This is a genomic window from Candidatus Nanopelagicus limnes, assembly GCF_002287885.2.
Lineage (GTDB): Bacteria > Actinomycetota > Actinomycetes > Nanopelagicales > Nanopelagicaceae > Nanopelagicus > Nanopelagicus limnae.
In genome coordinates, this window is the sequence record NZ_CP016768.2 from 140,533 (window position 1) to 164,931 (window position 24,399).

The 24,399-nt window shown below is 40.7% G+C and carries 25 protein-coding genes and 1 tRNA gene; 14 read left to right on the forward strand and 12 right to left on the reverse strand.

The genetic code is table 11. The features are described 5' to 3' along the window. The first annotated feature begins 52 nt into the window (after positions 1-52). Positions 53-928, forward strand: a complete 876-nt coding sequence (locus B1s21122_RS00755) for a DUF3027 domain-containing protein (protein ID WP_095681106.1) — start codon at positions 53-55, stop codon at positions 926-928. 94 nt (positions 929-1,022) lie between these two features. Continuing rightward, the gene (locus B1s21122_RS00760) at positions 1,023-1,409 is read left to right on the forward strand and encodes a cold-shock protein (RefSeq protein WP_095681105.1); all 387 of its coding nucleotides are present in this window, start codon (positions 1,023-1,025) and stop codon (positions 1,407-1,409) included. On the opposite strand, the gene B1s21122_RS00765 is transcribed toward B1s21122_RS00760, so the two are convergent. The 3 genes from B1s21122_RS00765 to pdxH all read right to left on the reverse strand — a co-directional run bounded on the left by B1s21122_RS00765 (position 1,406) and on the right by pdxH (position 3,454). Further along, positions 1,406-1,582, reverse strand: a complete 177-nt coding sequence (locus B1s21122_RS00765) for a DUF2530 domain-containing protein (RefSeq protein ID WP_095681104.1) — start codon at positions 1,580-1,582, stop codon at positions 1,406-1,408. The genes B1s21122_RS00760 and B1s21122_RS00765 overlap by 4 nt on opposite strands. An 87-nt stretch (positions 1,583-1,669) precedes the next feature. Beyond that, positions 1,670-2,791: a phosphoserine transaminase gene (gene serC, locus B1s21122_RS00770; RefSeq protein ID WP_095681103.1), complete on the reverse strand. Its 1,122-nt coding sequence runs from the start codon at positions 2,789-2,791 to the stop codon at positions 1,670-1,672. A 9-nt stretch (positions 2,792-2,800) separates the two neighbouring features. Continuing rightward, complete coding sequence (pdxH, locus tag B1s21122_RS00775) at positions 2,801-3,454, reverse strand: pyridoxamine 5'-phosphate oxidase (RefSeq protein WP_095681102.1); 654 nt, start codon at positions 3,452-3,454, stop codon at positions 2,801-2,803. Between the two features lie 94 nt (positions 3,455-3,548). Here pdxH and B1s21122_RS00780 point away from each other — a divergent pair, with 94 nt between their 5' ends. From B1s21122_RS00780 to B1s21122_RS00790, 3 genes are read left to right on the forward strand one after another with little or no spacing between them, the layout of a single operon-like run. After that, on the forward strand, positions 3,549-4,664 hold the full coding sequence (locus tag B1s21122_RS00780) for a citrate synthase 2 (RefSeq protein WP_095681101.1): 1,116 nt from the start codon (positions 3,549-3,551) through the stop codon (positions 4,662-4,664). 38 nt (positions 4,665-4,702) lie between these two features. Then, positions 4,703-6,067, forward strand: a complete 1,365-nt coding sequence (locus tag B1s21122_RS00785; protein WP_095681100.1) for a cryptochrome/photolyase family protein — start codon at positions 4,703-4,705, stop codon at positions 6,065-6,067. A 1-nt stretch (position 6,068) separates the two neighbouring features. After that, the gene (locus tag B1s21122_RS00790) at positions 6,069-7,601 is read left to right on the forward strand and encodes a phytoene desaturase family protein (protein ID WP_095681099.1); all 1,533 of its coding nucleotides are present in this window, start codon (positions 6,069-6,071) and stop codon (positions 7,599-7,601) included. Here B1s21122_RS00790 and B1s21122_RS00795 read toward each other — a convergent pair. Then, positions 7,593-9,026, reverse strand: coding sequence for a homospermidine synthase (locus B1s21122_RS00795; RefSeq protein ID WP_095681098.1), 1,434 nt, complete (start codon positions 9,024-9,026; stop codon positions 7,593-7,595). The two genes, B1s21122_RS00790 and B1s21122_RS00795, sit on opposite strands and share 9 nt — an antisense overlap. Positions 9,027-9,070: 44 nt before the next feature. Next, positions 9,071-10,474 carry a GGDEF domain-containing protein gene (locus B1s21122_RS00800; RefSeq protein WP_095681097.1) on the reverse strand — a complete coding sequence of 468 codons (1,404 nt, stop codon included), beginning with the start codon at positions 10,472-10,474 and terminating at the stop codon, positions 9,071-9,073. 53 nt (positions 10,475-10,527) lie between these two features. Between B1s21122_RS00800 and B1s21122_RS00805 the strand changes: the two genes are divergently transcribed. Continuing rightward, a complete protein-coding gene (locus B1s21122_RS00805) occupies positions 10,528-10,950 on the forward strand; it encodes a QcrA and Rieske domain-containing protein (RefSeq protein WP_095681096.1) in 423 nt (140 codons plus the stop codon). A 32-nt stretch (positions 10,951-10,982) separates the two neighbouring features. On the opposite strand, the gene B1s21122_RS00810 is transcribed toward B1s21122_RS00805, so the two are convergent. The 3 genes from B1s21122_RS00810 to B1s21122_RS00820 form a co-directional block, all read right to left on the reverse strand. Beyond that, complete coding sequence (locus B1s21122_RS00810) at positions 10,983-11,744, reverse strand: hypothetical protein (RefSeq protein WP_095681095.1); 762 nt, start codon at positions 11,742-11,744, stop codon at positions 10,983-10,985. Positions 11,745-11,847: 103 nt separating this feature from the next. Continuing rightward, the gene (locus B1s21122_RS00815; protein ID WP_095681094.1) at positions 11,848-12,615 is read right to left on the reverse strand and encodes an SDR family NAD(P)-dependent oxidoreductase; all 768 of its coding nucleotides are present in this window, start codon (positions 12,613-12,615) and stop codon (positions 11,848-11,850) included. Next, positions 12,615-13,841 (reverse strand): saccharopine dehydrogenase family protein, encoded by a 1,227-nt coding sequence (locus tag B1s21122_RS00820; protein ID WP_095681093.1) that lies wholly within the window; start codon positions 13,839-13,841, stop codon positions 12,615-12,617. Before B1s21122_RS00820 ends, B1s21122_RS00815 begins: the two co-directional genes overlap by 1 nt. Positions 13,842-13,991: 150 nt before the next feature. Here B1s21122_RS00820 and B1s21122_RS00825 point away from each other — a divergent pair. Next, positions 13,992-14,064, forward strand: a tRNA-Arg gene (locus tag B1s21122_RS00825). 7 nt (positions 14,065-14,071) lie between these two features. Here the strand turns inward: B1s21122_RS00825 and B1s21122_RS00830 are convergent. Further along, on the reverse strand, positions 14,072-16,171 hold the full coding sequence (locus tag B1s21122_RS00830; protein ID WP_095681092.1) for an MMPL family transporter: 2,100 nt from the start codon (positions 16,169-16,171) through the stop codon (positions 14,072-14,074). Positions 16,172-16,220: 49 nt separating this feature from the next. On the opposite strand from B1s21122_RS00830, the gene B1s21122_RS06350 reads away from it, so the two are divergent. Next, complete coding sequence (locus B1s21122_RS06350) at positions 16,221-16,376, forward strand: hypothetical protein (RefSeq protein ID WP_190278569.1); 156 nt, start codon at positions 16,221-16,223, stop codon at positions 16,374-16,376. Between the two features lie 6 nt (positions 16,377-16,382). On the opposite strand, the gene B1s21122_RS00835 is transcribed toward B1s21122_RS06350, so the two are convergent. After that, the gene (locus B1s21122_RS00835; RefSeq protein WP_095681091.1) at positions 16,383-16,655 is read right to left on the reverse strand and encodes an FmdB family zinc ribbon protein; all 273 of its coding nucleotides are present in this window, start codon (positions 16,653-16,655) and stop codon (positions 16,383-16,385) included. 55 nt (positions 16,656-16,710) lie between these two features. Between B1s21122_RS00835 and B1s21122_RS00840 the strand changes: the two genes are divergently transcribed. The 3 genes from B1s21122_RS00840 to B1s21122_RS00850 are packed head-to-tail and all read left to right on the forward strand — an operon-like array spanning position 16,711 to position 20,293. After that, positions 16,711-17,286 carry a copper resistance CopC family protein gene (locus B1s21122_RS00840; protein ID WP_223299064.1) on the forward strand — a complete coding sequence of 192 codons (576 nt, stop codon included), beginning with the start codon at positions 16,711-16,713 and terminating at the stop codon, positions 17,284-17,286. Positions 17,287-17,299: 13 nt separating this feature from the next. After that, positions 17,300-19,120 (forward strand): bifunctional copper resistance protein CopD/cytochrome c oxidase assembly protein, encoded by a 1,821-nt coding sequence (locus B1s21122_RS00845; RefSeq protein ID WP_223299065.1) that lies wholly within the window; start codon positions 17,300-17,302, stop codon positions 19,118-19,120. Between the two features lie 9 nt (positions 19,121-19,129). Next, positions 19,130-20,293 (forward strand): acyl-CoA dehydrogenase family protein, encoded by a 1,164-nt coding sequence (locus B1s21122_RS00850; protein WP_223299066.1) that lies wholly within the window; start codon positions 19,130-19,132, stop codon positions 20,291-20,293. Here the strand turns inward: B1s21122_RS00850 and B1s21122_RS00855 are convergent. Further along, a complete protein-coding gene (locus B1s21122_RS00855) occupies positions 20,290-20,832 on the reverse strand; it encodes a 5-formyltetrahydrofolate cyclo-ligase (protein WP_095681089.1) in 543 nt (180 codons plus the stop codon). The genes B1s21122_RS00850 and B1s21122_RS00855 overlap by 4 nt on opposite strands. Before the next feature lie 44 nt (positions 20,833-20,876). Between B1s21122_RS00855 and B1s21122_RS00860 the strand changes: the two genes are divergently transcribed. From B1s21122_RS00860 to B1s21122_RS00870, 3 genes are all read left to right on the forward strand, one after another. After that, the gene (locus B1s21122_RS00860; protein ID WP_095681088.1) at positions 20,877-21,776 is read left to right on the forward strand and encodes a molybdopterin-binding protein; all 900 of its coding nucleotides are present in this window, start codon (positions 20,877-20,879) and stop codon (positions 21,774-21,776) included. A 6-nt stretch (positions 21,777-21,782) separates the two neighbouring features. After that, the gene (locus B1s21122_RS00865) at positions 21,783-22,343 is read left to right on the forward strand and encodes a GNAT family N-acetyltransferase (RefSeq protein WP_095681087.1); all 561 of its coding nucleotides are present in this window, start codon (positions 21,783-21,785) and stop codon (positions 22,341-22,343) included. A gap of 67 nt (positions 22,344-22,410) precedes the next feature. Next, complete coding sequence (locus B1s21122_RS00870) at positions 22,411-23,133, forward strand: hypothetical protein (protein ID WP_223299067.1); 723 nt, start codon at positions 22,411-22,413, stop codon at positions 23,131-23,133. On the opposite strand, the gene B1s21122_RS00875 is transcribed toward B1s21122_RS00870, so the two are convergent. Then, on the reverse strand, positions 23,134-24,381 hold the full coding sequence (locus B1s21122_RS00875) for a dolichyl-phosphate-mannose--protein mannosyltransferase (RefSeq protein WP_095681085.1): 1,248 nt from the start codon (positions 24,379-24,381) through the stop codon (positions 23,134-23,136). Positions 24,382-24,399 lie beyond the last annotated feature (18 nt).

Here is a 24,399-nt window from a genome sequence, read left to right on the forward strand (position 1 = left end):
CATAAAAACGGGGGCTTTTTCATTTTAATCATAAGCAGATTACAATCTACTTATGGCAAAGAAGAAATCATTATTTAAAAAGCTCCGCAAAAACGAGAGCTCACTGGTGGCAGAGCCAGAGGCACCAGTTGATGATTCAATTTTGGAGGCAATTAGCCAACCTAAGGTTGAAGAGGTAGTACGTCCTGCAATTGTTAGAAAACCTTATATTGCACCGGAAAAAACCTATCCAGCAAAGATTGATGTTGAAGTTAATAAGAATGATATTTTTGGCGCGTTAAGTATTGCAAAGCAAGCAGTTATTGAAGATGCCGGCAAGAGTGAGTATGTCGGTGAGTTTTATTCAATTGATTCTGATGAAGAAAGAGTTGCTACCTATTTATTTCACGCAAAACTTCCAGGCTATTCAGGTTGGATGTGGGCAGTAACAGTTGCAAAAATTGATGATAAATCACCTGCAACAATCTGTGATGTAGTTTTACTACCAGGTGCTAAATCATTACTAGCGCCAAATTGGGTTCCGTACTCACAAAGAATTCAGCCAGGAGATTTAGGAATTGGCGATGTAGTACCAACCTCACCAGATGATGAACGGTTAACTCAAAGTTATGCAGCCCTTCCTGGGGAAGAAGAGTTAGATATTGCGCAACTATTTGAGTTTGGTTTAAGCAGAGCTAGAGTTTTATCAATTGTTGGTCGAGATGCAGCCAGTAAGAGATGGTATGAAGGAGATCGCGGACCTCGCGCACCAATTGCGCAATCTGCTCCTAAGCCTTGTTCATCTTGCGGATTTTTTATTCCAATTGCCGGATCCCTTCGAAGTGCATTTGGAGTTTGCTCCAATGCGATTTCACCTGAGGATGCCCGGGTAGTTTCCGTTGATCATGGCTGTGGTGCGCACTCTGAGGCGCTAATTAAGGCTGAATAATCGGCTAACGCCGAGTGCGTTACTTGGGTTAAACTATCCACCTGCCCATCTAGAGATGGCCTAAACGAATACTAAAAATTGAAGGGAGATACCAATGCCTACTGGTCGAGTTAAATGGTTTAGTTTAGAAAAAGGTTTTGGATTTATTTCCAATGATGAAGGTGAAGATGTTTACCTTGCCGCTGCAGCATTGCCGGAGGGTGTAACAACTGTAAAGCCTGGTACAAAATTAGATTTCTCAATTGCAGATGGTCGTCGTGGACCACAAGCACTTTCTGTTTCAATTGTTGAAGCACCACCAACTATGGCAACTGGTTCCCGTGGTAAAAATGATGATTTAGCAGCAATGATTGAAGATACGATCAAAATTTTAGATCGCTTTGGTAATGGCCTTAGAAGTGGCAAAAGCTCAACTGCTGCAGATAGTGAGCGATTAGCTAAAGTTTTGCGCGGTATTGCATCCCAGATTGATGGGAATTAAAGCGCGCCTTTTCGACCGCGTTTGATGGTGTAACGAAGTCCCATTGCGCCAAACGCTGCGCCTATTACGCATATCCATAAGACATTAGTATCTGCGTTCATCACAATCGCAAACACAAATGCGATTATCCAAAGCACAATGCCTAAGGCAATTACAAAGATTGCTTCTCTCATTTTTCTCCTAGAGTCCGCTAAGTAAAACCATGGCAACCATGCCAAACAAAATTCCAATTGTGACGCGGCGTCGAAACTTTGCGCTCATCATTTGGCAAGCTTTTCTACTACATACTCAATAGAGCTTGTGAGTGCATCAATATCTGCTGGCTCAACTGCTGGAAACATTCCAATTCGAAGTTGGTTCTTACCTAATTTACGATATGGATCTGTGTCCACAATGCCATTAGCACGCAATACCTTTGCGATTTCAAGTGCGTCAATGCTTTCATCAAAATTAATTGTGCCAACTACCTTTGAACGCATTGCTGGGTCGGCAACAAATGGTGTGGTGTAACTAGTTTTCTCAGCCCATGAATACAAACGATTTGATGAATCCTCACTTCGACCGGCTGCAAACTTTAAGCCACCATTTGAATTCATCCAATTGATTTGCTCTGCTAATAAAATTATGGTGGCAAGAGCTGGAGTGTTATAAGTTTGATCAAGGCGTGAGTTTTCAATTGCAATTGAAAGATCAAAAAATGCTGGCACCCATCGCCCACTTGCTTTAATTTTTTCAACACGGGCAATTGCTGCCGGGCTCATAATCGCAATCCATAAACCACCATCGGAGGCAAATGATTTTTGCGGCGCGAAGTAGTAGCAATCAGATTGTGAAATATCTAAATCAAGGCCACCAGCCGCACTTGTGGCATCAACTAACACCAGGCTGCCTGCCGAGCCAGCTGGTCGAATGATTGGCATCATTACTCCAGTGCTTGTTTCATTATGCGTTAAGGCATAGGTATCGATATCTGCTGAAACTTTTGGCAGTGGATGTGAGCCGGGCTCAGTTTTAATTACTTCCGGATCACCAATCATTGGCGCCTCTTTTGCTGCTGTTGCAAATTTAGATGAGAACTCACCAAAGACTAGGTGCTGAGATTTGTTTTCAATTAACGCAAAGGTTGCAATATCCCAAAAAGCGGTTGATCCACCGTTGCCAATAATTACTTCATAACCATCAGGAAGTGAAAATAAAGATTTAAGTCCACTTCTAACCGCACCAACTACCTCTTTAACTGGTTTTTGGCGATGACTTGTTCCTAAAACTTTTCCATAATTACTGGCTAAGTTTGCAATAGATGCTGGCAAAATTTTTGACGGCCCACAACCAAATCTGCCATCAGATGGTTTTAAATTTTCTGGGATCTTAATTTCACTCATTGGTAGATATTAGGGGTTAAGCCGTTTAATCTGCCAATTATTATTATCATCCCTCACATAACGGATGCGATCATGCAGCCTTGAGTATCGCCCCTGCCAGAACTCAATAGATTTTGGTGTTACTAAGTACCCACCCCAATGATCTGGCATTGGAATGGCCTCACCTTCTGGCCACTTCTTCTCAAAATCTTTAAAACTTTTCTCTAATTGCGCTCTAGAAGATAACTCACTTGATTGCGCACTTGCCCAGGCACCAATCTGTGAACCACGTGGTCTAGTTGCAAAGTATTTTTCTGACTCTTCTTTTGAAATCTTTGAAGCTATGCCAATCACAATTACCTGTCGCTCAAGTGGATACCAAGGAAAAACCAAGCTGACCTGATTATTTTTTGCAATTTGTTCTGCTTTTCTTGATTCATAATTAGAAAAAAAGGTGAAACCAGTATCAGTTAGATCTTTTAGTAGAACGGTGCGACTTGTTGGTTGATCATCTACCGTAGTTGAAAGCACCATCGCGTTCGCCTCCACCACAATCTCATTGCTAGCCGCATCTTTAAGCCAGGTATCAAATAAGGCAAGTGGATCTGCTGGCAGATTAGCTTCTACTAAGCCAACCTCGCCATACTGACGGCGCATTGCCGCGATATCTTCACGATTGGTCATGGCTGTATCCAACCTCACTTTAGATCTCATTTGGCGCATTAGCGCCGAAGTAGCAGAATAGGATCATAATCACGTAGCAAAAGGAGCACTTAAAGTGAGCGATGACTTCAAGCCCGGCCTAGAAGGTGTAATCGCATTTGAATCCAAGATTGCAGAACCAGATAAAGAAGGCAGCGCGCTTAGATATCGCGGCGTTGATATTGAAGATTTAGTTGGTCGAGTTACCTTTGGAAATGTTTGGGGTTTATTAGTTGATGATGAATTTAATCCAGGACTTCCACCTGCTGAACCATTCTTAATTCCAGTTCACACCGGTGATGTGCGAGTGGATGTGCAATCTGCAATTGCCATGCTTACTCCGGCTTGGGGATTAAAGCCACTACTTGATATTTCAGATGAAGAGGCAAGAAGTAATTTAGCAAGAGTTTCAGTAATGGTGCTTTCCTATGTTGCCCAATCTGCCCGTGGCACAATCGCGCAAGTTATTCCACAATCAGAGATTGATAAAGCACACACAGTTGTTGAGCGAATGATGATTCGCTGGCGGGGTGAACCAGATCCAGTACATGTGCGGGCAATTGATGCCTACTTTGTTTCAGCTGCTGAACATGGCATGAACGCCTCAACATTTACCGGCAGAGTTATTGCATCAACTGGAGCAGATGTTGCTGCTTCAATCTCAGGTGCGATTGGCGCAATGAGTGGACCATTACATGGTGGCGCTCCTGCTCGCGTATTAAGCATGATTGAAGCGGTTGAAAAGTCAGGTAACGCTGAAAGTTATGTGAAATCAATTTTGGATAAGGGTGAGCGATTGATGGGCTTTGGTCACCGGGTTTATCGCGCTGAGGATCCACGCGCTCGCACATTGCGTAGAACTGCAAAAGAGTTAAATGCACCAAGGTATGAAGTGGCGCTCGCTTTAGAAAAAGCCGCGTTAGCTGAATTAAAACAACGTCAACCAGATCGAGTTCTAGAAACTAATGTTGAGTTTTGGGCCGCAATTGTTTTAGATTTTGCCCAAGTTCCAGCAAACTTATTTACTTCAATGTTTACAGCAGCCAGAACTGCTGGATGGTCTGCGCATATTCTGGAGCAAAAGCGAACTGGTCGAATTATTCGCCCGTCAGCTAGATATGTTGGGCCAGGCCCAAGAAAGCCGCAAGATGTTAAAGGTTGGGATGCTTCAGTGGAATCCCTTCACAACTAACCTGAATTTTAATTGTTGCCTAGTGGCAATATAAGCCAATGGCCAGCAATTCAATTTTTTGGTTTCGCAGAGACCTTAGATTAAATGATAATCCTGCATTACTAGCTGCTATGGCAGAAGGTGAAGCAATAGTTCCAGTTTTTATCTTAGATCCTAAGTTAATTAAAACTGCTGGTAGCAAAAGATTGGCATACCTTGGTCAATCACTTCACCATCTAGATGACTCTCTTGGAAATAAGTTGCATGTAATTGCGGGGGATCAAATAACAGTTCTAAAAGAGTTAATGAGTAAAAATAACGCCAGTACAGTTCATATCTCAACTGAATATGAACCATATGGGGCAAAGCGAGATGAAAGTATTGAGGCTTCTGGAATTAAATTAATTAGAACCGGATCTCCATATGCTGTTGCACCTGGCCGAGTAAGAAAGCCAAGTGATGACACTCCATACCGGGTTTACACACCTTTTTATAAAGCATGGTGCATTCATGGTTGGCGCAAACCAGCTGAATCTCCAAAAAATATTAATGCGATAGCCCCATCTAAGGATGCAAGAGCATTCCCAGATTGGAAACTACCTGATGGCACAAAAATCACACCAGCTGGTGAAGCTGCAGCATTAGAAAGATTTAAGTATTTTCAAAAGAATGGCTTAGATAATTACGATGAGGCAAGAAATCTGGCTGGAATTGATGGCACTAGTAAAATGAGTGCGCATCTAAAGTGGGGAGAAATCCATCCACGAACTTTGTTAGCACCACTTGGAGATAGCAAAGCCCATGATGTTTATCGCAAAGAAATTGCCTGGCGTGAATTTTATGCAGATATTTTATTTCATAATCAACATACTGAAACTGAGTATTACGCGAAACAGTTTGCAAGTATGCGATATGACCAACCTGGTGAAAAATTTAAAGCTTGGTGTGATGGTAAAACTGGTTATCCATTTGTGGATGCGGCTATGCGCCAATTACTAGTTGAAGGTTGGATGCACAATAGAACCCGAATGGTGGTCGCCTCATTTTTAGTTAAAGATCTTCACTTAGAGTGGCAAGTAGGGGAGAGATTTTTCCGTGAACATTTAGTTGATTATGACGTGGCATCAAATGCCCATGGTTGGCAGTGGACAGCAGGTTGTGGCACCGATGCCTCCCCTTACTACCGAATATTTAATCCAATTGAACAAGGCAAACGATTTGATGAAAACGGAGATTACGTTAGAAAGTATGTGCCAGAACTTGCCCACATTAAAGGTATTGAAATCCATGAGCCTTGGGAACATCCTGATGGCTATACCAAAGGTTATGTGAAGCAAATCGTTGATCATAAAGTTGAACGAGCTGAATCTCTAGCAAGGTTAGAGGAGATTAAAGTTAACAAGCCTGCTTATCCAAAGGATTAATATGAGCAAACATGATGTTCTAATCATTGGCGGCGGACATAATGGATTAGTTGCCGCCTGTTACTTAGCAAAAGCTGGCAAAAAAGTATTAGTACTTGAAGCAAATAGTGAGATAGGTGGTGCATCAACATCTGAGTATGTTTTTGCAGGATTAGAGGCAAAATTATCTAGATACTCATACCTTGTTTCATTACTGCCAGATCAAATAATAAAAGAGCTTGGATTAAATTTTGAATGTATTTCTCGCAAAATTTCTTCTTATACCCCTTATGAAAAGAGTGGTAATGACGCCGGTCTATTAGTTAAACGAGTTTGGGATGAAAGCAATGTTCAATCATTTAACCAATTAACTGGCTCAGATATAGAGGGCCAAGCTTGGCAGCGCTTTTATGATCAGGTGAGTCAGTTTGCTCAAGTAATTGCGCCCACGCTCCTTCAGCCACTACCAACTAAGAGTGAAGTAAAAAGTAAATTAAATGATGATCTAGTTTGGCAGATGCTAATTGAACAATCTTTAGGTGAAACTTTAGATCAATACTTCAAAGATGATCTGGTCAAAGGCGTGGTGTTAACGGACGGATTAATTGGAACATTTGCTTCGGCATATGAAATGCAGAGCAATATTTGTTTTCTCTACCATCTAATTGGAAATGGCACTGGGGAGTGGAAGGTGCCAAAGGGTGGAATGGGAGCCCTTACCTATGAGCTTCACCAAAAAGCACTCTCGCTCGGTGTTGAAATTAAAGTTAACTCAAAAGTTAAGTCTATTGATGCCCAAAGCCTGCAGGTTGTTGTTGAAGTAGAAAATGGTGAAAAGTTTGAAGGAAGCTATTTGCTTTCAAATGCTGCCCCGCAGATACTGGCTCAATTATTGGGCAATGAGCAACCTAAATCTTTAGAGGGCTCGCAAGTTAAGTTAAACATGTTGCTAAAAAAATTGCCTAAGTTTAAATCTGGCGTTGATGCAAAGGATGCTTTTGTGGGCACACTTCACATAAATGAAAGTTTCACTCAACTTGAAAAGGCTTACAAGCAGGCTAATTCAGGTGTTTTTCCAGATGAGCTGCCATTAGAAATGTATTGTCACTCCCTTTCAGATAACTCAATACTTTCAGATGATTTAAATCAAAAAGGTTTCCACACCTTAACAATTTTCGCTCTCCATACCCCGGCAAAGTTATTCGATCTTGAGCCAGCAAAAACTAAAGAGTTAGCAAAGCAAAGAGCCTTATCTGCTTTAAACCAGTATCTAGTAGAGCCAGTTGAGAGTTGCCTTGCAAGTGATGTGAATGGTGATCTTTGTATTGAGGTTAAATCCCCGATTGATTTAGAGAATGAAATCTTTTTACCTCGTGGAAATATCTTCCACAAAGATCTTTCCCTTCCATTTAAAGAAGACGGGTCAGAAATTAAATGGGGAGTAGAGACAGATCATCCAAGAGTTTTCCTTTGTGGTGCTGGTGCGATTAGAGGCGGTGGCGTAAGCGGCATTGCAGGACACAACGCCGCTATGGCAGTTTTAGAATTAAACTAAAAAGTTAGAGAACTGCCAGGGATCACTTTCGTCATACTTGCGATTATTCCAACCCTTAAACAAATCATTACGGTGCATTAGCGGATCCCAATCAGCTGCTGCTGAGTGGTAGCCACCCCAGTATTTTTCTGCATATCCTAAAACTTCTCGCCAAGGTAGATCATCTGGAACTAAGTAACCAGAGTTTGGATTTGCCATCGCCCAAGCAACTGCTGCATAAACTGAGCTAGCAACTTGAACTGTTGTGGCAGATTGTTTTGGAACTAATTTTCTAGAGTCATGGATGTTAAGGAGTGAACCAGTCCACCATGATTTATATGGATGTCCCATAAGTAATACACCCAATCGATCATCCCCATCAATAATCTCTTCATTCATAATTCTTTGATTTGGAGTTAAATCCCATTGACGCATTTGCAGCTCATGCATAGAAGCAACTGCAGCATCAGTTGGGCAGTATGCATAGTGAACAGTTGGGCGATAAACCGCTTTACTTGCATCCCAAACAGTTAAGTGATCACTTATTGTGAAAGCTTCACCATGGCGAATAACCATTCCTGTTGTTTCCATGTTTGGAACCCAAGATCTAACCCAAGTAGTAGCACCTGGTTGGGCAATACAGATCTGGTTTTTTGGACCATCAGGATGTTGATAAGCATTAACTGGCAATGTTTTTTCATGAGTTCCCCAACCCATTTCAGCTGGGGCAATTCCCTCTTCATAAAAGCCTTCAACTGACCAGGTATTAACAAACTCATTAACCTGCTTAGGTTTATCTGAGATTTGGGTATCGCGTTCTGCGATATGAATTACCTTAACGCCAAGCTTCTGCGCAAGTGTTGGAAAATTCTCAGATGCTAATGCTTCGGCAACACCAGCAGCAGCTTTGCCATCCTTAATTGCTGCGGTTGCAATATCAAATAAAGCTTTCTTAGTTAAATGTGAAACTAAACCAGGGTTAGCACCATGTTCAACAATTGCAGTTGGTCCTTTGCCGCCCCAAGTATCAGTTAACTTTCGTAACTTCATGTGGCGCCAATAAAGTGTGCGCTCAGTTGGATTACGTGTGGCACCAGCCGCGTATGGATCCCACTCTTCAATTGAAGTATTTAAGTAAATAACACCATGATCATGTGCCCAGCCAATAATTTCATTGGCATCAATATTCCAAGCTAAGTCTAAGAGAAAATCACCAGCTGATAAGTATTTTGATAAGAATTGATCCATATTTTCGCGGGTTAATTGATCTTGAACATAAACTGCGCCCGCAGCGATTGCTTCAGAAACTCGGCTTCGATTATCACGCATATCTGCAATCGTGATCTGTTTTGCATCTACTAGATGCTCAATTAAAAGTGGAAGAACACATTGTGAAACTGAACCTGCACCTAAAACCAGAACTCGATTTGAAAAGCGTGCTGCCAATTAGGACCTCCAAGAATCTTGCTAAAGGATTTAGCCAGTGAAGATTAACCTAAATTTTCAATATTGCTAATCCACATTTGGCTACCCACGCCATTTCTCTTTGCGGCATACATCGCCAAATCTGCATGCCTTAGCCAGTCAGTTGACTCACCACTTTGATCAATTGGGGCAAAGCCAACGCTGACATTTACTTTGGCTGCTCCTGCTGGCAAGGAGATTGGATAACTTAAGGTTGAGCCAAGGGCTTGTGCTAGCTCAATTGCCTGGCCCTGATCAATTTGGGCAATCACACCAAACTCATCTCCACCAAGACGAGCCAACTGGGCACCGCTTGGAATAACTCGAGAAAATCTCATTGCCACCTGCCTAAGAAGTTCATCCCCGGCTGCATGCCCCAGCTCATCATTAATCTTTTTAAAGCCATCTAGATCTAGCAAAAATATGAAGCCACTTTTAAATTGGCTCAGGTGCAGAAGAAAATTTCGGCGATTCGACAATCCAGTTAATTCATCGGTTCTAGCCAATACTCGCTCACTCACCGCTGTGTTTGCCTCTTGCAGAGCAAAACTCATTCTAATAAATGCTAAAGCGATGGTGATAAATCCTGGAATCAAAATAAAGCTTGGAAAATAGCCAGGTTTAATAGCTGCAATTCCAAGCAAAGTACTACTAGCAATTAGAGCGATTGTGGCACTGGCTGAAGATATTTTCTCTGAAAATTTTGATTTTGGTGAGGAGTATGTAAGTGAGGTAGCAAGTAGTAATAAACCAAGAATCCAGCCATCATCGGTGATTGAGCCGAATTCATATTTATCATTAATGCTTGCCCAAATGAAAAACAGATCCGAAGATGCAAAACTTAATAAACCAGTTGTTAATAGAAGTGATTGAAAGCTAAATGGGTTTAAAAGAAAATAGACAGCAACCATTGCCACTAGCACTATGTCACCAACTGGATAAAGAATTGATAAGAATACTTGCCAACTATTTCCACTAAATGTGAGCATGGCAGGCTTTAGAAAAAAGGCGGTCAAAACACTCGTAAGGCCCACAGCAATAATGACAGTATCTAAAAGTTCCAAAGCTGAGATAGATCGCTTTTGAGTAAAGCTTCGAGAGACTGATAGGAAAACTAAGGGATAGAAAATTGCATAACAAAAATCTGAAAAGCCATTGGGTATCTGAAGTTCAAAAAAAGAGTTCCAGGTAGAAAAAAATGAACCCATGCTCCAAATTAAGGCAGCAAACCCAAATGAGATTGCTGATACTCGATCAGTATGAGCTGGGGCACTAAGAGCGATAATGGCTGCAAACAAACCAATTGAGTTAAACAGAACTAGATCAATAAATATATTATTCTCAGGAAATATCCACCTTGATATCAGATGCGATGCGAGCAACACCGCGGCTATCCACTTAACGCCAAGGTAGGGACGAGACAATTGCATAATTAATAGTAAAATAATGCAATAGCCAAAAGAATAGATCTGGGGACAAATAAGTGATCGCACTCTCAAGAAGACAATTCATCTGCGGTAGCGCAGCCGTTGCGGCCCTTGCTAGTACCCCTGCGATCGCAGCAACTGGTATAAAAAATCTACCTGGCGGCAAAACTGAGGTTTCACTCGCAGCCAATAAAGCTTTGGCAAGTGTGGGTGGAGTCGTGGAATTATCAATTAAGAAGTACGGCAAGGTTGCTGTAATTAGAACTTCAGCATCGGTGAAAGGTTTTGCAGTTGTTAACTTATCTTGCCCGCATGCTGGTGTGATTGTTCAACAAAATAATGGTGGTTGGGTTTGTCCTGGACCTCGTGGACATGGCTCTGAGTTTGGATTAAATGGTGCGGTAAAGGTTGGTCCAGCTAATTCTGCTCTAAAGCCAATTAAATTTACGGCAACAAGTAAGGCTGTAACAATCGCATAGGTGCGATCATTACAGCCTTAAAGTTTTAAGAATTAGTACTTAGGATTGCACTTATCTTTAATTGTAGATCTAATCATCAACATTAAGTTGTAAGTATTTTTAAACTCCTCTAATGCTGGATCAATTGAATCAACAACAGATTGAATTGCAGCCTTTCCACTTTCAAGTGCTGAAATCTTTGTTGCTAAAGAACTTGATAGATCATTGTATTTAACCTTTAGAGCAGCATTTGTGGTCTTAACTGCAGCTGAAGTTAAAGCAGCAACCTGTGCATTTGCAGTAGTAATTACCTTTGCTGGCGCTGGCATCTGACCAATTTTTGAGTTGGCATTTGTTGGCTGACTTACAACCCAGAATTTAGTTGAGCCAATATTTGCAGCAGTTGGTGCTTTGTTAGTACCAGTTTTAGTTGCTGAATAGTAAGTATTTGCGTAATAAACCACATCAGATTTCTTGTAGGTAATCAAAGAGTTCCATGTGATCAAATCACGAAGTGGTGCACCAACTGGTTCAATTTGGATTGCACGGTTTGATTCAGAGGCACGAAGTGCGTCTACTGCTTCTTTATTGCCAGCAACATAATCAGTATTTAGTTCAATGCAGCCATCCCAAACCCAAGTTAACTTTGTTGTGTTATAAAAAGGATTCTTTGCGCAAACATAATCATTTTTTCCGATCTTGGTTGTGGCACCTGCTGATGTACATGAACCACCTGAGGTAGCTGCTTGTACAGGAGATGCGACTCCAAGAATTAAAAATCCGCTAAGGGCTAAAGCCGAGATCTTCTTTTTCACTAATTACTCCTTATGTAGGTATGGCCTTATTCTACTTGAGCATTATTCAATGAGTAGGTATGTGGCTGAGGCAAGTCAGTGAATTTGATGTGAAATATAGGTTTTAGCGTTGTTTACGTCGAACATTAATTCCAGCTTTCCGAACTATTGGCCGGGGAGCAATTCTGGCAATAGTACTTAACATCATGTACTGCCAACCTGGAATACAAATAACTTTACCTGCCTTGGCATATTTCCAAGATTTCTTAACGACATTATTCACATCAGTCCACATGTAATTTGGCAATCCGCCCATCTTCATATTGCCGCGGGCATGAAACTCAGTTTTGGTAAAGCCTGGACACAAAGCTGAAACCTTTATATTTGTATCTCTTAGTTCTGTGTGTAGATACTCAGTGAAAACTGTTAGGTAAGATTTTGCTGCGCTATAAGTTCCACCAGCAATAAAACTTGCCACACTTGAAACGTTAACAATCACTCCCTTATTACGCTTAACCATTGTAGGAAGTACGGCGTGGGATAAACGCATTGGAGCGGTAACTAAAACATCTAGCAACTCTTGCTCACGGTTTAAATCACTATCTAAAAAACTATCCTTAATTCCAAAACCAGCATTATTTACCAAAACTTCAATAGGTTTAGTAGTGCTAGCCAATCGTTTTTCAACCTTTGCTAATTGGGCAGGCTTTGTTAAATCAGCCTTTATGCATTCAGTTTTAATTCCAAAAGTTTTGCCTAATTCTTTGGCAACCTTATTTAATCTAGGTAGATCTCTGGCAACTAAAACTAGATCAAAACCCTCTTTAGCCAGCAGTTTGGCATAGGCACCGCCAATTCCAGCAGTGGCACCCGTTACTAGAGCGGTAGCCATTACTTAATAATTCCTGAAACATCCTCATCACGAATATGCCATGAAGTTCCATACTCTTCTAGTAAATCTAAAAATGGCTTAGATTCAAACCATTCTGGACCATTAACACCTTGTGGCTTCCATGCGCCATTATGAATTAACTCCAAAGCAATCACAGGATTAATCGCGGTTTGCCAGACAACAGCTTGATCACCAAACTCTTTCATTGACCAGGCATTATCAACTACGTTGTAGATATAAACAGCTTTTGGATTTCCTTGTTTATCTAATCCTTTTACTAACGTACCTGCACAGGTTTTACCGCGCATACGTTCGCCAAGCGTGCCAGGATCTGGCAGTGATGCGGTAAGAAGATCTCTTGGTGAAACTGCAACGCCTTGTACTTCAACAGTTTCCTTACGATCCATACCAAGCATATTTATGGTTTTTAAAATAGTAATGAACTCAGCACCTAAGCCATATTTAAAGTTAACTTTTTTGGCATCAATTTTTTGTGGAATTAAAATAACCTCTTCGTGCTCAACATTTACGCACTCAACTGGACCAATGCCTTCTGGGAAATCAAATATCTCAAGCTCTGAAAATGGCGTAGTGGTATACCAACCGCGGCCATCTTCCCAAACAATCGGCGGATTTAAACACTCTTCAATAGTGGTCCAGATTGAAAATGAGGGAGCAAAATCAAATCCTTCAACTCTTAAGTTTGAACCATCCAAAATTGTGCAGGAATCAATCCGACTAAATAAATGCTCACTGGCATACTTGGCAAAAACATCACTCATACCTGGCTCAACACCCATACCGATTAAGGCAAAGATCTTTCGCTCATCCCAGTTAAAGTCACGGGCAAATTGTTCGTCTCCTAGTTTCACGCCAGTTTCGGTATATGGATAGTGCGGGTGTTTACGAGAAAGAGACATTGCCATATCTATGTAATTAGTATTTTCAATCTCACAAGCTAGAAATATCGGCATAACAAATCGTGGGTCAACGGCGTTAATCACAACATCTGGATCTGCTTTACGAATTAACTCACGAACATCCTCAAGTTCAGCGGCATTAACCATGGCAGCGGAAAAGCGAGGATCTTTAACGCGCGCTACAGCCTCTTCTGCACGAGAGAGTGTGCGGTCGGCGATCACCATAGATTCAATAAATGAACGTCGTGATGCGATATTAGCTATCGCCCTACCTACTCCACCGGCGCCTATAACGAGGGCCTTCATGATATTTAACTCCAAACGAATTATTGTTATTCTATCTCAGCGATAATTTAAAGACAAATTCACGCATGTTTTTGCAATTGTTTTCAATTATTAATGAATTAAATTAAGATTTGTAATTAATACAAATTTTAAATTAAAAAATTAAATATTGTCCCCGTAGCTCAGTGGATAGAGCAACCGCCTCCTAAGCGGTAGGTCGCAGGTTCAACTCCCGCCGGGGACGCAATAAATTAATGATCTAAAGTAAATCGTTTCATAGCTTTTGGTGCCCACCAATTTCGTTCACCAAATAATCGCATTAATGCTGGAACCAGTAATGCACGCACCAATGTTGCATCTAAAATAATTGCAAATGCCACACCAAAGCCAAGCATTTTTATTGAGGTCACACCGCTTAACATAAAAGAAGCAAAGACAATTGCTAATAAGCCAGCTGCTGCGGTAATAATTCGAGCTGATCTTTGCAAGCCAGTCGCTACAGCTTCAATGTTTGATCGACCAGCATCGTGTTCCTCTTTAATTCGAGAAAGCAGGAATAGCTCGTAATCCATAGATAATCCAAATGCAACAACTGCAACTAAAATAATTGACCCAGTATCAACTGAGCCAGTAACAGTGAAATCACCGACCAACCACTTCAGATGACCCTCCACAAATATCCAAGTGATCACACCTAAGGTGGCACTAAGTGAGAGAATATTTAGAATTATTGCTTTGATCGGCAAGATGATGGATCCAGTAAATACGAAGAGTAGGACCAATACGCCGATTGCAATCCACAGCAGCGCCCACGGCATTGTTTTAGCAATACCTATTTGAGTATCTGCGTAATCGGCTGCAACTCCACCAACTAGTGTTTGATCAGGAGCATAAATCTGCCTAATCTTTTTAATCATCACTTCAGCTTCAGGCGTTCTTGGACCCATGGAATGAATTGCAATAACCCGAACATCATTTCCAAGTATTTGCGGCTCACCCACTCTGACTACGCCCTCGACTTTAGCCACCGAGGATGTGTATTGAGTTATCTGAGTAATTTTTGTCGCGCCACTTGGAATGATAATTTCAATTGGATTACCTTCTTGCCCAGGAAATCTTTCGGTAATTAACTGAGCAGCGTACGCTGCTGGATTACTTGCTGGTAAAACTCTTGAATCAACTTGTGAGAAAACTATATTAGTAATTGGCGCAGCAAGAACTCCTAATGCAATCAAACTTAAGGTAACAACAGAGATTGGTTTTGCCATTACAAATCTAGCAGTCTGTGCCCATCTGCCATCTTCTTTAGGTTTTAATGCAGATTTTCTAACTACTGCTTTATCAATACGCTTACCAAGAATTGCTAGTAAGGCTGGTAATGCAATTAATGAACCAAGGACTGCCATGATTACAACTGTTACACCTGCATACCCAAATGATTTTAAGAACATTAGCGGGAAGAGCATTAAAGCGGCCAAAGTAATAACAATTGTTAAGCCAGAGTAAAAAACTGTCTTTCCTGCAGTTGCGACAGTTCTCTTGATTGCCTCATCTACCGACTTACCGGAGTGAAGCTCTTCTCTAAAGCGATTAACAATTAATAGCGAGTAATCAATACCTAAGCCAAGACCAAGTCCTGTAATCAGGTTTAGAGCAAAAACACTGACGCCTGTAAAGAGGGTCAATAGATAAATAATTAACAATGAGCCAAGAATTGCAGATACTCCAACTAATAGTGGCATCGCACTTGCAACTAAGCCACCAAAAACAAAGACTAATAAAATGAAGGTCAAAGGTATTGATATTGCTTCAGATAGTTTCAAATCATCAGCAATTTTAGTATTAATCGCGTGGGCGAATACTCCAGTACCGCTGGCATAGATTGTTAAATTCTCAAACTTTCCATCGTACTTTTCTTGAATTCTTTTGCCTAGACCTTGCACAGTATCCCACTCGACATCTTCGCTATAGACAAACAAAAATGCTGATTTAGAATCAGAGCTCTTTAAAGATGGTGCACCACCAGCGCTCCAATAAGAAAGTGTTGAACCGACTCCCGCTTCAGATTTAAGAGCAGTTTCAAGTTTTGTGGCAGAGGCAACAACATCAGGTTCGGTTAGCCCATCTTTTGTTTCAACAACTAGGACTACTGCTGGGTCCTTAACTTTGAACACATCTGTCAGATACTCAAATGCTTTACTTGAATCACTTTTTGGATCGTTATAGCCACCACTATCAAGTTTGCCAAAAACTGATGACCCGATTACACCTGCAGACAAAATAGCGACTATGAATATTGAGAAAATAAGTTTTTTACGATTAACAATTAATGAGCCTAGTTTTACAAACATGTTCACCTATTCAGTAAGTTTTGATGTAAGCGGGTAGACTTATATTCTAATGAAGAATGATTCAAATGAAATAAAAGATCCACCTAAGAAGGCTAGTGAAGTTAATCACGAACTTCTACCTAAAGTAACCAGTGATGAAATAGATTTAGAAATTGACTTACATCGCGATGATGAGATCGCTAGGGATAAGCCACCACACCACTAGCAAGAGTTATTCTTTACTTTTTGTAGCCGGCTTACTTTCTACTTTTGCAGCAGGCTTACTTTCAGCCTTTGTTGCGGGGGTTTCACTCTTAGGAGCTGGCGTACTTCTGGAATCGGTTTTATAGAAGCCACTTCCTTTAAATACAACACCTACATTGTTATAAACCTTGCGAACTACGCCATCGCATTTTGGGCACTTTTCAATGGCTGATTCAGTGAATGATTGAACCGCCTCAAAAGCATGTTCACACTCATTACACAGATATTCATAGGTTGGCATAGGAGTAATCTTAAGTGAGTGGCAAGATAAGGGCTAACTCAACTAAGGAGGCAATGTGATTAAGCGGATTTGCACAGTTTTCACCGCACTACTAATCACTTGCGCTGCGGTGCCTACTTCTTGGGCAACCTCAATTGTTAGCACCTCACCAACCGCAGGTTCTGTGTTAAGCATTTCACCAACTGCTGTAACAATTAAAGCTAACGCTGATTTATTAGATGGCGCGAATGAAATAACGGTAAGTGATTCAAAAGGAATCAGAGTTGATGATGGCTCGATTCAGATTCAAGGATCAGTGTTAATGGTTGGAGTTAAACCACTTACAACCTCAGGCTTGTACACAGTTGCATACACATTGATGGCAATTGATCAGCCACCTATGACCGGCACATTCACTTTTCTTTATAATGCTCCAGCAGAGATGGCACTGCCAACTCCATCACCATCTGATGAAGAGGTACTTACAAACTCACCAAATCGAATTACAGATTTGTTTGTAATTGGATTGATGATTTTTGCTTTCATCATGTTAATTTTCTTATCACGCTATGCCAAGCAAACCTTGAAAGCACCAGCACGGCCTCGAAAAGTAAAGAAGAGCTCAAGTACCAGCAAAAAATTCTTAAAGTAGTTTGGGCTCAAACTTGATTGAATTACTCTCACCCCTTACCAAAGGCTTAATGCAGTTAACTGGTGTATTAAGCATTGGCTTATTAATTGCAATAGCTTTTCTGGAGTTAGACAGCAAGGGCAGAGTTGTTAATTTTGATTTAGTAAAAAAAGCCAAAAGATTACTTTCATTATGGCTAATCACGACCTTTATATACATTTTAGTTCAAATCGCATATTTGCTAGATCAACCAATAACAGCATCTTTTGACTTAACAGTTATTAGGTCTTATTTAACGCAAACTTCAATTGGTAAGAGTTATTTACTTCAGATCATCGGGATAATAGTTGTCTTGGCGATCTCACTTAAGAAGATCATTTCAACCTATGTTGCCCTTCTGATTTCACTAATTGCTATCACTGCCTCAATTTTTCAAAGCCATGGTTCAACCTCTGGCCATCATGGATTGGCAATTGGAGCTCTAGTTATCCATGTGATCGCCTTAAGTTTTTGGGTAGGCGGACTATTTGGTTTAACGCAATTAGGTAGCGAGCATAAGTTAATTGTACTTCCTAGATTTAGTGCGATTGCTTTATGGAGTGCGATCACCGTGGCACTTACTGGCGCTGCCACAGCCTGGACCAGATTAGATTCAATATCAGCCTGGCAAAGTAAGTACGGAGCAATTACTTTATTGAAAATATTTTTAGCCATAACTCTTATTGGATTTGGCGCATTGCATCGAAGATGGATAATCAAATCTGATTTTCCATCAGTATTTAGATTAATTACAGCTGAGATAGTGGTTATGTTTTCAACTATATTTGTCGGTAGCTGGCTATCAACTGTTAACCCACCAGATCGTGAAGTAGTTTCTTCACCAGCCTTGCTTCTAACTGGACTTGAAATGCCAGAGCCACCAACATTTTCTCGAGTTTTACTTGCCTATGACGCGGATGGATTAATGCTTGGGCTATTAATACTTGCAGTCGCTCTTTATATAAAAGGTGTAGTAATTTTAAGTAGACGTGGTGATAAGTGGCCAGTAGGGCGAACAATTGCATTTGCTTTAGGAATATCAGCAATTGATTTTGCAACAAGTGGTGGCTTAGGGGTTTATTCACGGTTTGCGTTTTCAAATCACATGCTCTCGCATATGGTGCTTGGCATGATTGCACCTATTGGAATTGTGCTTGGGGCGCCAATAACTTTAGCGCTTAGAACTTTACCGGTTGGTCGAAGTGAAGGTGAGCGAGGAATTCGTGGAGCATTTATCGCAATACTGCACTCAAAACTTTCAAACTTTTATACCCATCCAGTAGTTGCACTAGCCATATTTGATGGCTCACTCTTTGCCCTTTACTTCACGCCACTGTTTTCAAATCTAATGCAGGGACATAGCGGACACTTCTTTATGTCTATTCACTTCCTGCTAGCTGGCATATTATTTTTCCAAGTCTTAATTGGAATTGATCCAATGCCTAGAAAAGTGCCACATATTGTGAAGATGATAATTATTTTTGCTGCGATGAGTATTCATGCGTTTTTCTCAATCTCATTAATGTCAGCTTCAACTCTTCTAGACAATGGCTACTTCGCACTTCTAGAGCGGCCATGGGCAACAGATTTACTTGCAGACCAAAGATTAGGTGGCGCAATTGGTTGGGCAATGGGTGAGATTCCAATCCTGCTTGCTCTTCTTGCCACCTTCTTGCAGTGGGTAAGACAAGATAAGAAAGAGGCCTCCCGGATTGATCGGGCTGCAGATCGAGCAGCTGCCATGGGCGAGAAAGATGATCTGGCTATCTATAACCAATATTTAGCAGAGTTAAATCGACGAGATAACTCACAATAGAATATGTCCATGTCAATTAATTCAGATATGCCCGCTTTATTTGGCGAGGAGTATCAAGCGCTTCGAGAAAGTATTAGTGCGCTAGCGCAAAAAAAGATTTTACCTTTCGCTCATGATGTTGATGAAAACTCAAGGTATCCGCAAGAGGCAGCAGATGCACTTCAAGCAGCAGGTCTTGCTGCTGCTCATGTGCCAGTTGAATTTGGCGGCCAAGGTGCGGACGCATTAGCTGCAGTAATAATTATCGAAGAGGTTGCAAGAGTTTGTGGCGCTTCGTCATTAATTCCAGCGGTTAACAAATTAGGTTCAGTTCCATTAATGATTGCTGGCAATAATGAACAAAAAAAGAAGTATTTAACTCAACTTGCAGCGGGCAAAGGGTTTTCTTATTGCCTATCTGAATCAGAAGCTGGTTCTGATGCTGCTGCAATGAAAACTAAGGCGGTAAAAGATGGGGATAGCTGGATAATTTCTGGCAGCAAGAAGTGGATTTCAAATGCTGGAGTTTCAGAGTTCTACACAGTCCTAGCTTCAACTGATGCTAGTAAAGGGGCTAAAGGAATTTCTGCATTCATTATTGAAAAATCTGATGCAGGTGTTTCATTTGGCGCACATGAAAAGAAGATGGGCTTTCGTGGATCACCAACCCGGGAAGTTTATTTCGACAATGTAAAGATTAATGATGATCGTCGTTTAGGTGAGATAGGAAGCGGCTTTTCATTAGCCATGAAAACTTTAGATCACACCAGAATTACAATTGCAGCCCAAGCACTAGGTATCGCACAAGGTGCATTTGATGTTGCTAAGAAATATGCCCACGAGCGCCAACAATTCGGTAAACCTATATTTGATTTTCAAGCTATCCAATTTATGTTGGCAGATATGGCAATGCAGATTGAAGCAGCTAGACAACTTACTTATGCTGCGGCGGTAAAGAGTGAGCGAGGAGAGAGTGATTTAACATTCTTCTCAGCTGCGAGTAAATGTTTTGCTACTGACGTGGCTATGAAGGTAACAACTGATGCCGTGCAAGTTCTTGGTGGCTATGGCTATGTAAGTGATTATCCAGTGGAGCGAATGATGCGCGATGCTAAGTTAACTCAAATTTATGAGGGTACAAATCAAATTCAACGAGTTGTAATGGCTAGAAATCTAGAGACTTTAACTAATTAAAATCTGACAATAATCTCTGGGGTAGCAGCTGCTTTAATTTTCTGATCATGCGGCTCAACTGGCAATAATTCACTAGTTAATTCACCGCGATGCAGCAGCGCGATACTCCAAGCATTGCTGCGGGCTAGCACTCGATCGTATGAGCCACCACCTTGTCCTAAGCGATTTCCAGTTCGGTCAACATGTAAGGCCGGCAGAATAATTAGATCTAGTTCAATATCTTTAGCAGCTTCACCAACTGGCTCAAGAGTTTTGTCAGAGTTTTTTAACTTACTTTTATCACCATCCCAAGCGACCCATTCCAAATCATTATCTTTAAGCAGTCTTGGCAGATAAAGTGTTTTGCCTGATGAAATAATTCTTTGATTTATATCACTAGTTTCTGGTTCAAAATCATATGAAATGTATGAGCCAATCTTTGAAACATCTTTAAATTCATTTGCTGAGAGAATATGTAGCCAGCTTTCACTGATAAATCTGTCCGCACGTTCTTTACGGTATTGCTTTCGAAGCGCAGATTTATTCTCGCTATTAACCATGCCCCTTACCTTAATTTATCGCTCGGGCAAAGTAGGGTTTAGGTATGGATGAATTACTTTCTGTCGCTTCAATGCAGGAGCAATTGCTCAATTTGAGCAATCCACTGGCGGCATTAGACCTTCCACTGCTTGATGCGCATGGGGCGAGTTTGGCTAGTGATCTATTGGTGGATGAGAAACTTGTAATCAAAAGTGGCCAACGAATTGATTCAACTCAGATCGCACTGGCAGCATCCCTTGGCTTAGATAGATTGCCATGTCGACCACAGCCACGAGTAGTAATAATTAGCGCCGGTGATGATCTAGTTGAACCAGGCAGCAAATTAGCTGATGATGAAGATGAATATGAGAGTAACTCCTGGTTTTTGACTACCTTTGTACGTGAAGCAGGGGCTCATGCATTTAGAGTGCACACAATTCCTGAAACACAAGAGCAACTTAAGTTGATCGTTGAAGATCAATTAGTTAGAGCTGATTTAATTGTAATTAGCGGTGAATCTAAAGATGAATCATTTGATTTAATAACATCGGTTTTATCTAACCTGGGTGAAATAAAAATAGTAACTCCTAATCTTGCAGAAAGCAGTAAGCACAGTTACGGCGTAATTGGCCCAGATAAGACACCGGTAGTGGTCCTACCGGGAGATCCAATTGGTAATTATCTTTCAGCAGAACTTTTCATACGCCCAATGATTATTAAAATGTTAACTGGGGTTATATCCGACCGAAAAAGTAAAAAAGTTAAGTTAAGTAAAGCTTTAACATCTGAAGTAGGCAAGGTGCAATTCTTAAGAGGCTTCCTAAATGAAGATGGTCAAGTATCAGCACTGGCTGATCAAGACTCACTTATTACCTTATCTATAGCAAATTGTTTAATTGAGATAAATGAGAAGAGTGAGAAGTTAAGCGCCGGTGATCAAGTAAACATTCTGATGATTAATTAGGAAAATTTGAAGAAATTAACAGACCATGAAATAACTCTTAAACCGATTCGGTTTAGAGATAAAGCTGCATGGGATGCGGTTCGAGCAGTGAATAGAGATTGGTTATCACCATGGGAGGCAACTAGACCTCATATCGATAGCAATACGCCACTACCTTCTTATTACGGAATGGTGCTGCAATTAAATAAGGAAATAAGAGCACTCAGATCGATTTCATTAGGAATATGGCTTAAAGAAAATAAAAGTGAAGTATTAATCGGACAGATCACATTGGGTGGAATTATTTTTGGAGCAATGCGAGGTGCTCATATTGGCTACTGGATTGATCAAAGATTTGCCAGCCGTGGGTATACAACTAGGGCAGTAAAACTCTTAACTAAATTTGGTTTTGAAACATTAAAGCTGCATCGGATTGAAATCAATCTGCGCCCTGAGAATGAGGCTTCAAAAAAGGTTGCAATAAAGGCTGGCTTTGAATTGGAAGGGGCACGTAATAACTACCTTCACATCGCAGGTGATTGGCGTAATCACATAACTTTTGTTAAGGAAAACCCAGAAATAAAATAAAAGATAGTAAAGACATACCTACCTATTTCCCCTTAAATCTATCCTTCAACATTTATTGTTGTGCTTTATGGGTTCGGGTTTTATCTATTTAATCATCATCGCCATGTGGGCTGCCTACTTCTTGCCGCAATGGTTGAGTAAGCATGAAGATAATTCAGGGCGAGCGATTGAAAGATATAAAAATGCGATGCTGGTAGTGGCAGAAAATAATCCAAATATAAAAACTGAACCAAGGTTGGAAGATAAAACTAAGGTATTTTTACAACGTCGATTAATTTTTGGCTCACTTATCTCACTCACTTTTCTCTCACTAATTTGCGCAGGTGTTGGATTCTTAGATTTCACAACCACTTTAATTCCAGGTACTGCTTTACTAATTTATTTAGTTAATGTTAGAAAACAAGTTGTCGCGTCACAGTTAAAGATTAGAAGATTAAAAGCATTAGAAAAGATCACGAATAGTAAGATTCCAACAACTTTGATTCCAGAAAAAGTAGAAGAAAAAAGCAACCATGAGCATTGGGTTCCATTTGCCGATCGAACCGAGATCACCGGCGTAGTTGTTGTCCCTAAGGATCGCAAAGGTTGGCAGCCAACTAAATTACCAAGACCTGTTTACACCACCGCGGCAAAGGCAGTTCCAAGTAAGCGAATAATTGATTTAACTTCAACTGGACAGTGGAGCGCTGATCAAGAGCGCATCAAAGCACTTTCTGGCAGAGATGATGATTTCTTTGATCAAGCAATGGTTACTGATTTAACCCAGGAAGATAAAGCGGTAAACGAGTAATTAGATCCAGCTAGGCAGCCACATTCTGGCTAACCAATCCACATATGGGATGTTAATTCCTATAAAAATTGGCAGAAAGTAAATGAAATTAACACCCACAGTAATTACAAATCCATATATTAATTTGCGATTTATCTGATTATTTAGCGCCCAGTTAAATACATTAATCAGAGCTAGAACAATGAATGGAAAGATTGCAATCGCATAAAAATAGAATGTGGTTCTATTTTGGATGAAAAACCAAGGTAAATAGGTGCCAGCAATTCCAGCAAGAATAAAGGCTGAAACTCGATCCTTGTTTGCGATGAATAATCCAACTGTTATTGCAATTGCAAAGATTCCCGCCCACCACAAAATTGGGGTGCCAATTGCCAAGATCTCTTGTGAGCATGATTGCGCTCCGCAATTTTTAGGAGTTTCATAGTAAAAAGATGTTGGTCTGCCCAGCACCAGCCAACTCCAAGGATTTGCCGCGTAGGTATGTTGTTCAGTTAAACCCCGGTGAAAATTCATTATCTCAACATGGTAATTCCAGAGCGAGGAAAAAAAGTTTGACCCAGAATCTCTTGCCCAACCTTTTGAGCTAATGATCCATCCACTCCAAGACAGTAAGTAGATACCCAGAGGCGTTAATACAAATTGGCTAAACCTCTTGCCCCAGGTAGCAAAATTAGCACCACCGATATTTACTGTTAGCAAGATTAAAAAAGGTATTACAAATACTGCGCTCCACTTGGTCGCAGCTGCAAGGCCAATTACTACTCCACTTAACCAAAGATCATTCCTAAGAATTAGATAAAAGGTGAGCAGTATAAAAAACATTAAGAAAATATCAAGCAGAGCCACTCTAGACATAACAAGATGAAGTCCATCGAGTGCAAACAAGGCTGCTGCTATGTTGCTTAAGAATAAGGAGCTAAAAAGTCGTTGCACAATTAAATAAATCAATAAGACAGAAGCACTACCAATTACTGCAGCGATTACTCGCCATCCAAATTCATTATTTCCAAAAAGCTTAATTCCAATACCAATCAACCATTTTCCAAATGGTGGGTGAACAACAAATTCAGATTCTCCTTGTTCATTTAATTCAACTCCATCAGTAATGAGTGATGCCGCATTTTTTGCGTAGTAAACCTCATCGAAAATGTAACCTTTTGGAAGATTCAACCGCCAAAGTCGAAGTGATAGCGCAAAGCCAATAATGATTGAGATCGGGGCTAAGTGGCGAAAACGAGTAATACTCACAGGGTCAGCCTAAGACCT

Excerpts from the sequence above, each read along its gene's own strand:
- B1s21122_RS00860 (WP_095681088.1), top strand. The coding sequence starts at position 20,877 with ATGGATGAATTACTTTCTGTCGCTTCAATGCAGGAGCAATTGCTCAAT.
- B1s21122_RS06350 (WP_190278569.1), top strand. The coding sequence starts at position 16,221 with ATGAAGAATGATTCAAATGAAATAAAAGATCCACCTAAGAAGGCTAGT.
- B1s21122_RS00830 (WP_095681092.1), bottom strand. The coding sequence starts at position 16,171 with ATGTTTGTAAAACTAGGCTCATTAATTGTTAATCGTAAAAAACTTATT.
- serC (WP_095681103.1), bottom strand. The coding sequence starts at position 2,791 with ATGAGTGAAATTAAGATCCCAGAAAATTTAAAACCATCTGATGGCAGA.
- B1s21122_RS00760 (WP_095681105.1), top strand. The coding sequence starts at position 1,023 with ATGCCTACTGGTCGAGTTAAATGGTTTAGTTTAGAAAAAGGTTTTGGA.
- B1s21122_RS00870 (WP_223299067.1), top strand. The coding sequence starts at position 22,411 with ATGGGTTCGGGTTTTATCTATTTAATCATCATCGCCATGTGGGCTGCC.
- B1s21122_RS00820 (WP_095681093.1), bottom strand. The coding sequence starts at position 13,841 with ATGAAGGCCCTCGTTATAGGCGCCGGTGGAGTAGGTAGGGCGATAGCT.
- B1s21122_RS00850 (WP_223299066.1), top strand. The coding sequence starts at position 19,130 with ATGTCAATTAATTCAGATATGCCCGCTTTATTTGGCGAGGAGTATCAA.
- B1s21122_RS00800 (WP_095681097.1), bottom strand. The coding sequence starts at position 10,474 with ATGCAATTGTCTCGTCCCTACCTTGGCGTTAAGTGGATAGCCGCGGTG.
- pdxH (WP_095681102.1), bottom strand. The coding sequence starts at position 3,454 with ATGACCAATCGTGAAGATATCGCGGCAATGCGCCGTCAGTATGGCGAG.
- B1s21122_RS00835 (WP_095681091.1), bottom strand. The coding sequence starts at position 16,655 with ATGCCAACCTATGAATATCTGTGTAATGAGTGTGAACATGCTTTTGAG.
- B1s21122_RS00790 (WP_095681099.1), top strand. The coding sequence starts at position 6,069 with ATGAGCAAACATGATGTTCTAATCATTGGCGGCGGACATAATGGATTA.
- B1s21122_RS00765 (WP_095681104.1), bottom strand. The coding sequence starts at position 1,582 with ATGAGAGAAGCAATCTTTGTAATTGCCTTAGGCATTGTGCTTTGGATA.
- B1s21122_RS00755 (WP_095681106.1), top strand. The coding sequence starts at position 53 with ATGGCAAAGAAGAAATCATTATTTAAAAAGCTCCGCAAAAACGAGAGC.
- B1s21122_RS00855 (WP_095681089.1), bottom strand. The coding sequence starts at position 20,832 with ATGGTTAATAGCGAGAATAAATCTGCGCTTCGAAAGCAATACCGTAAA.
- B1s21122_RS00785 (WP_095681100.1), top strand. The coding sequence starts at position 4,703 with ATGGCCAGCAATTCAATTTTTTGGTTTCGCAGAGACCTTAGATTAAAT.
- B1s21122_RS00815 (WP_095681094.1), bottom strand. The coding sequence starts at position 12,615 with ATGGCTACCGCTCTAGTAACGGGTGCCACTGCTGGAATTGGCGGTGCC.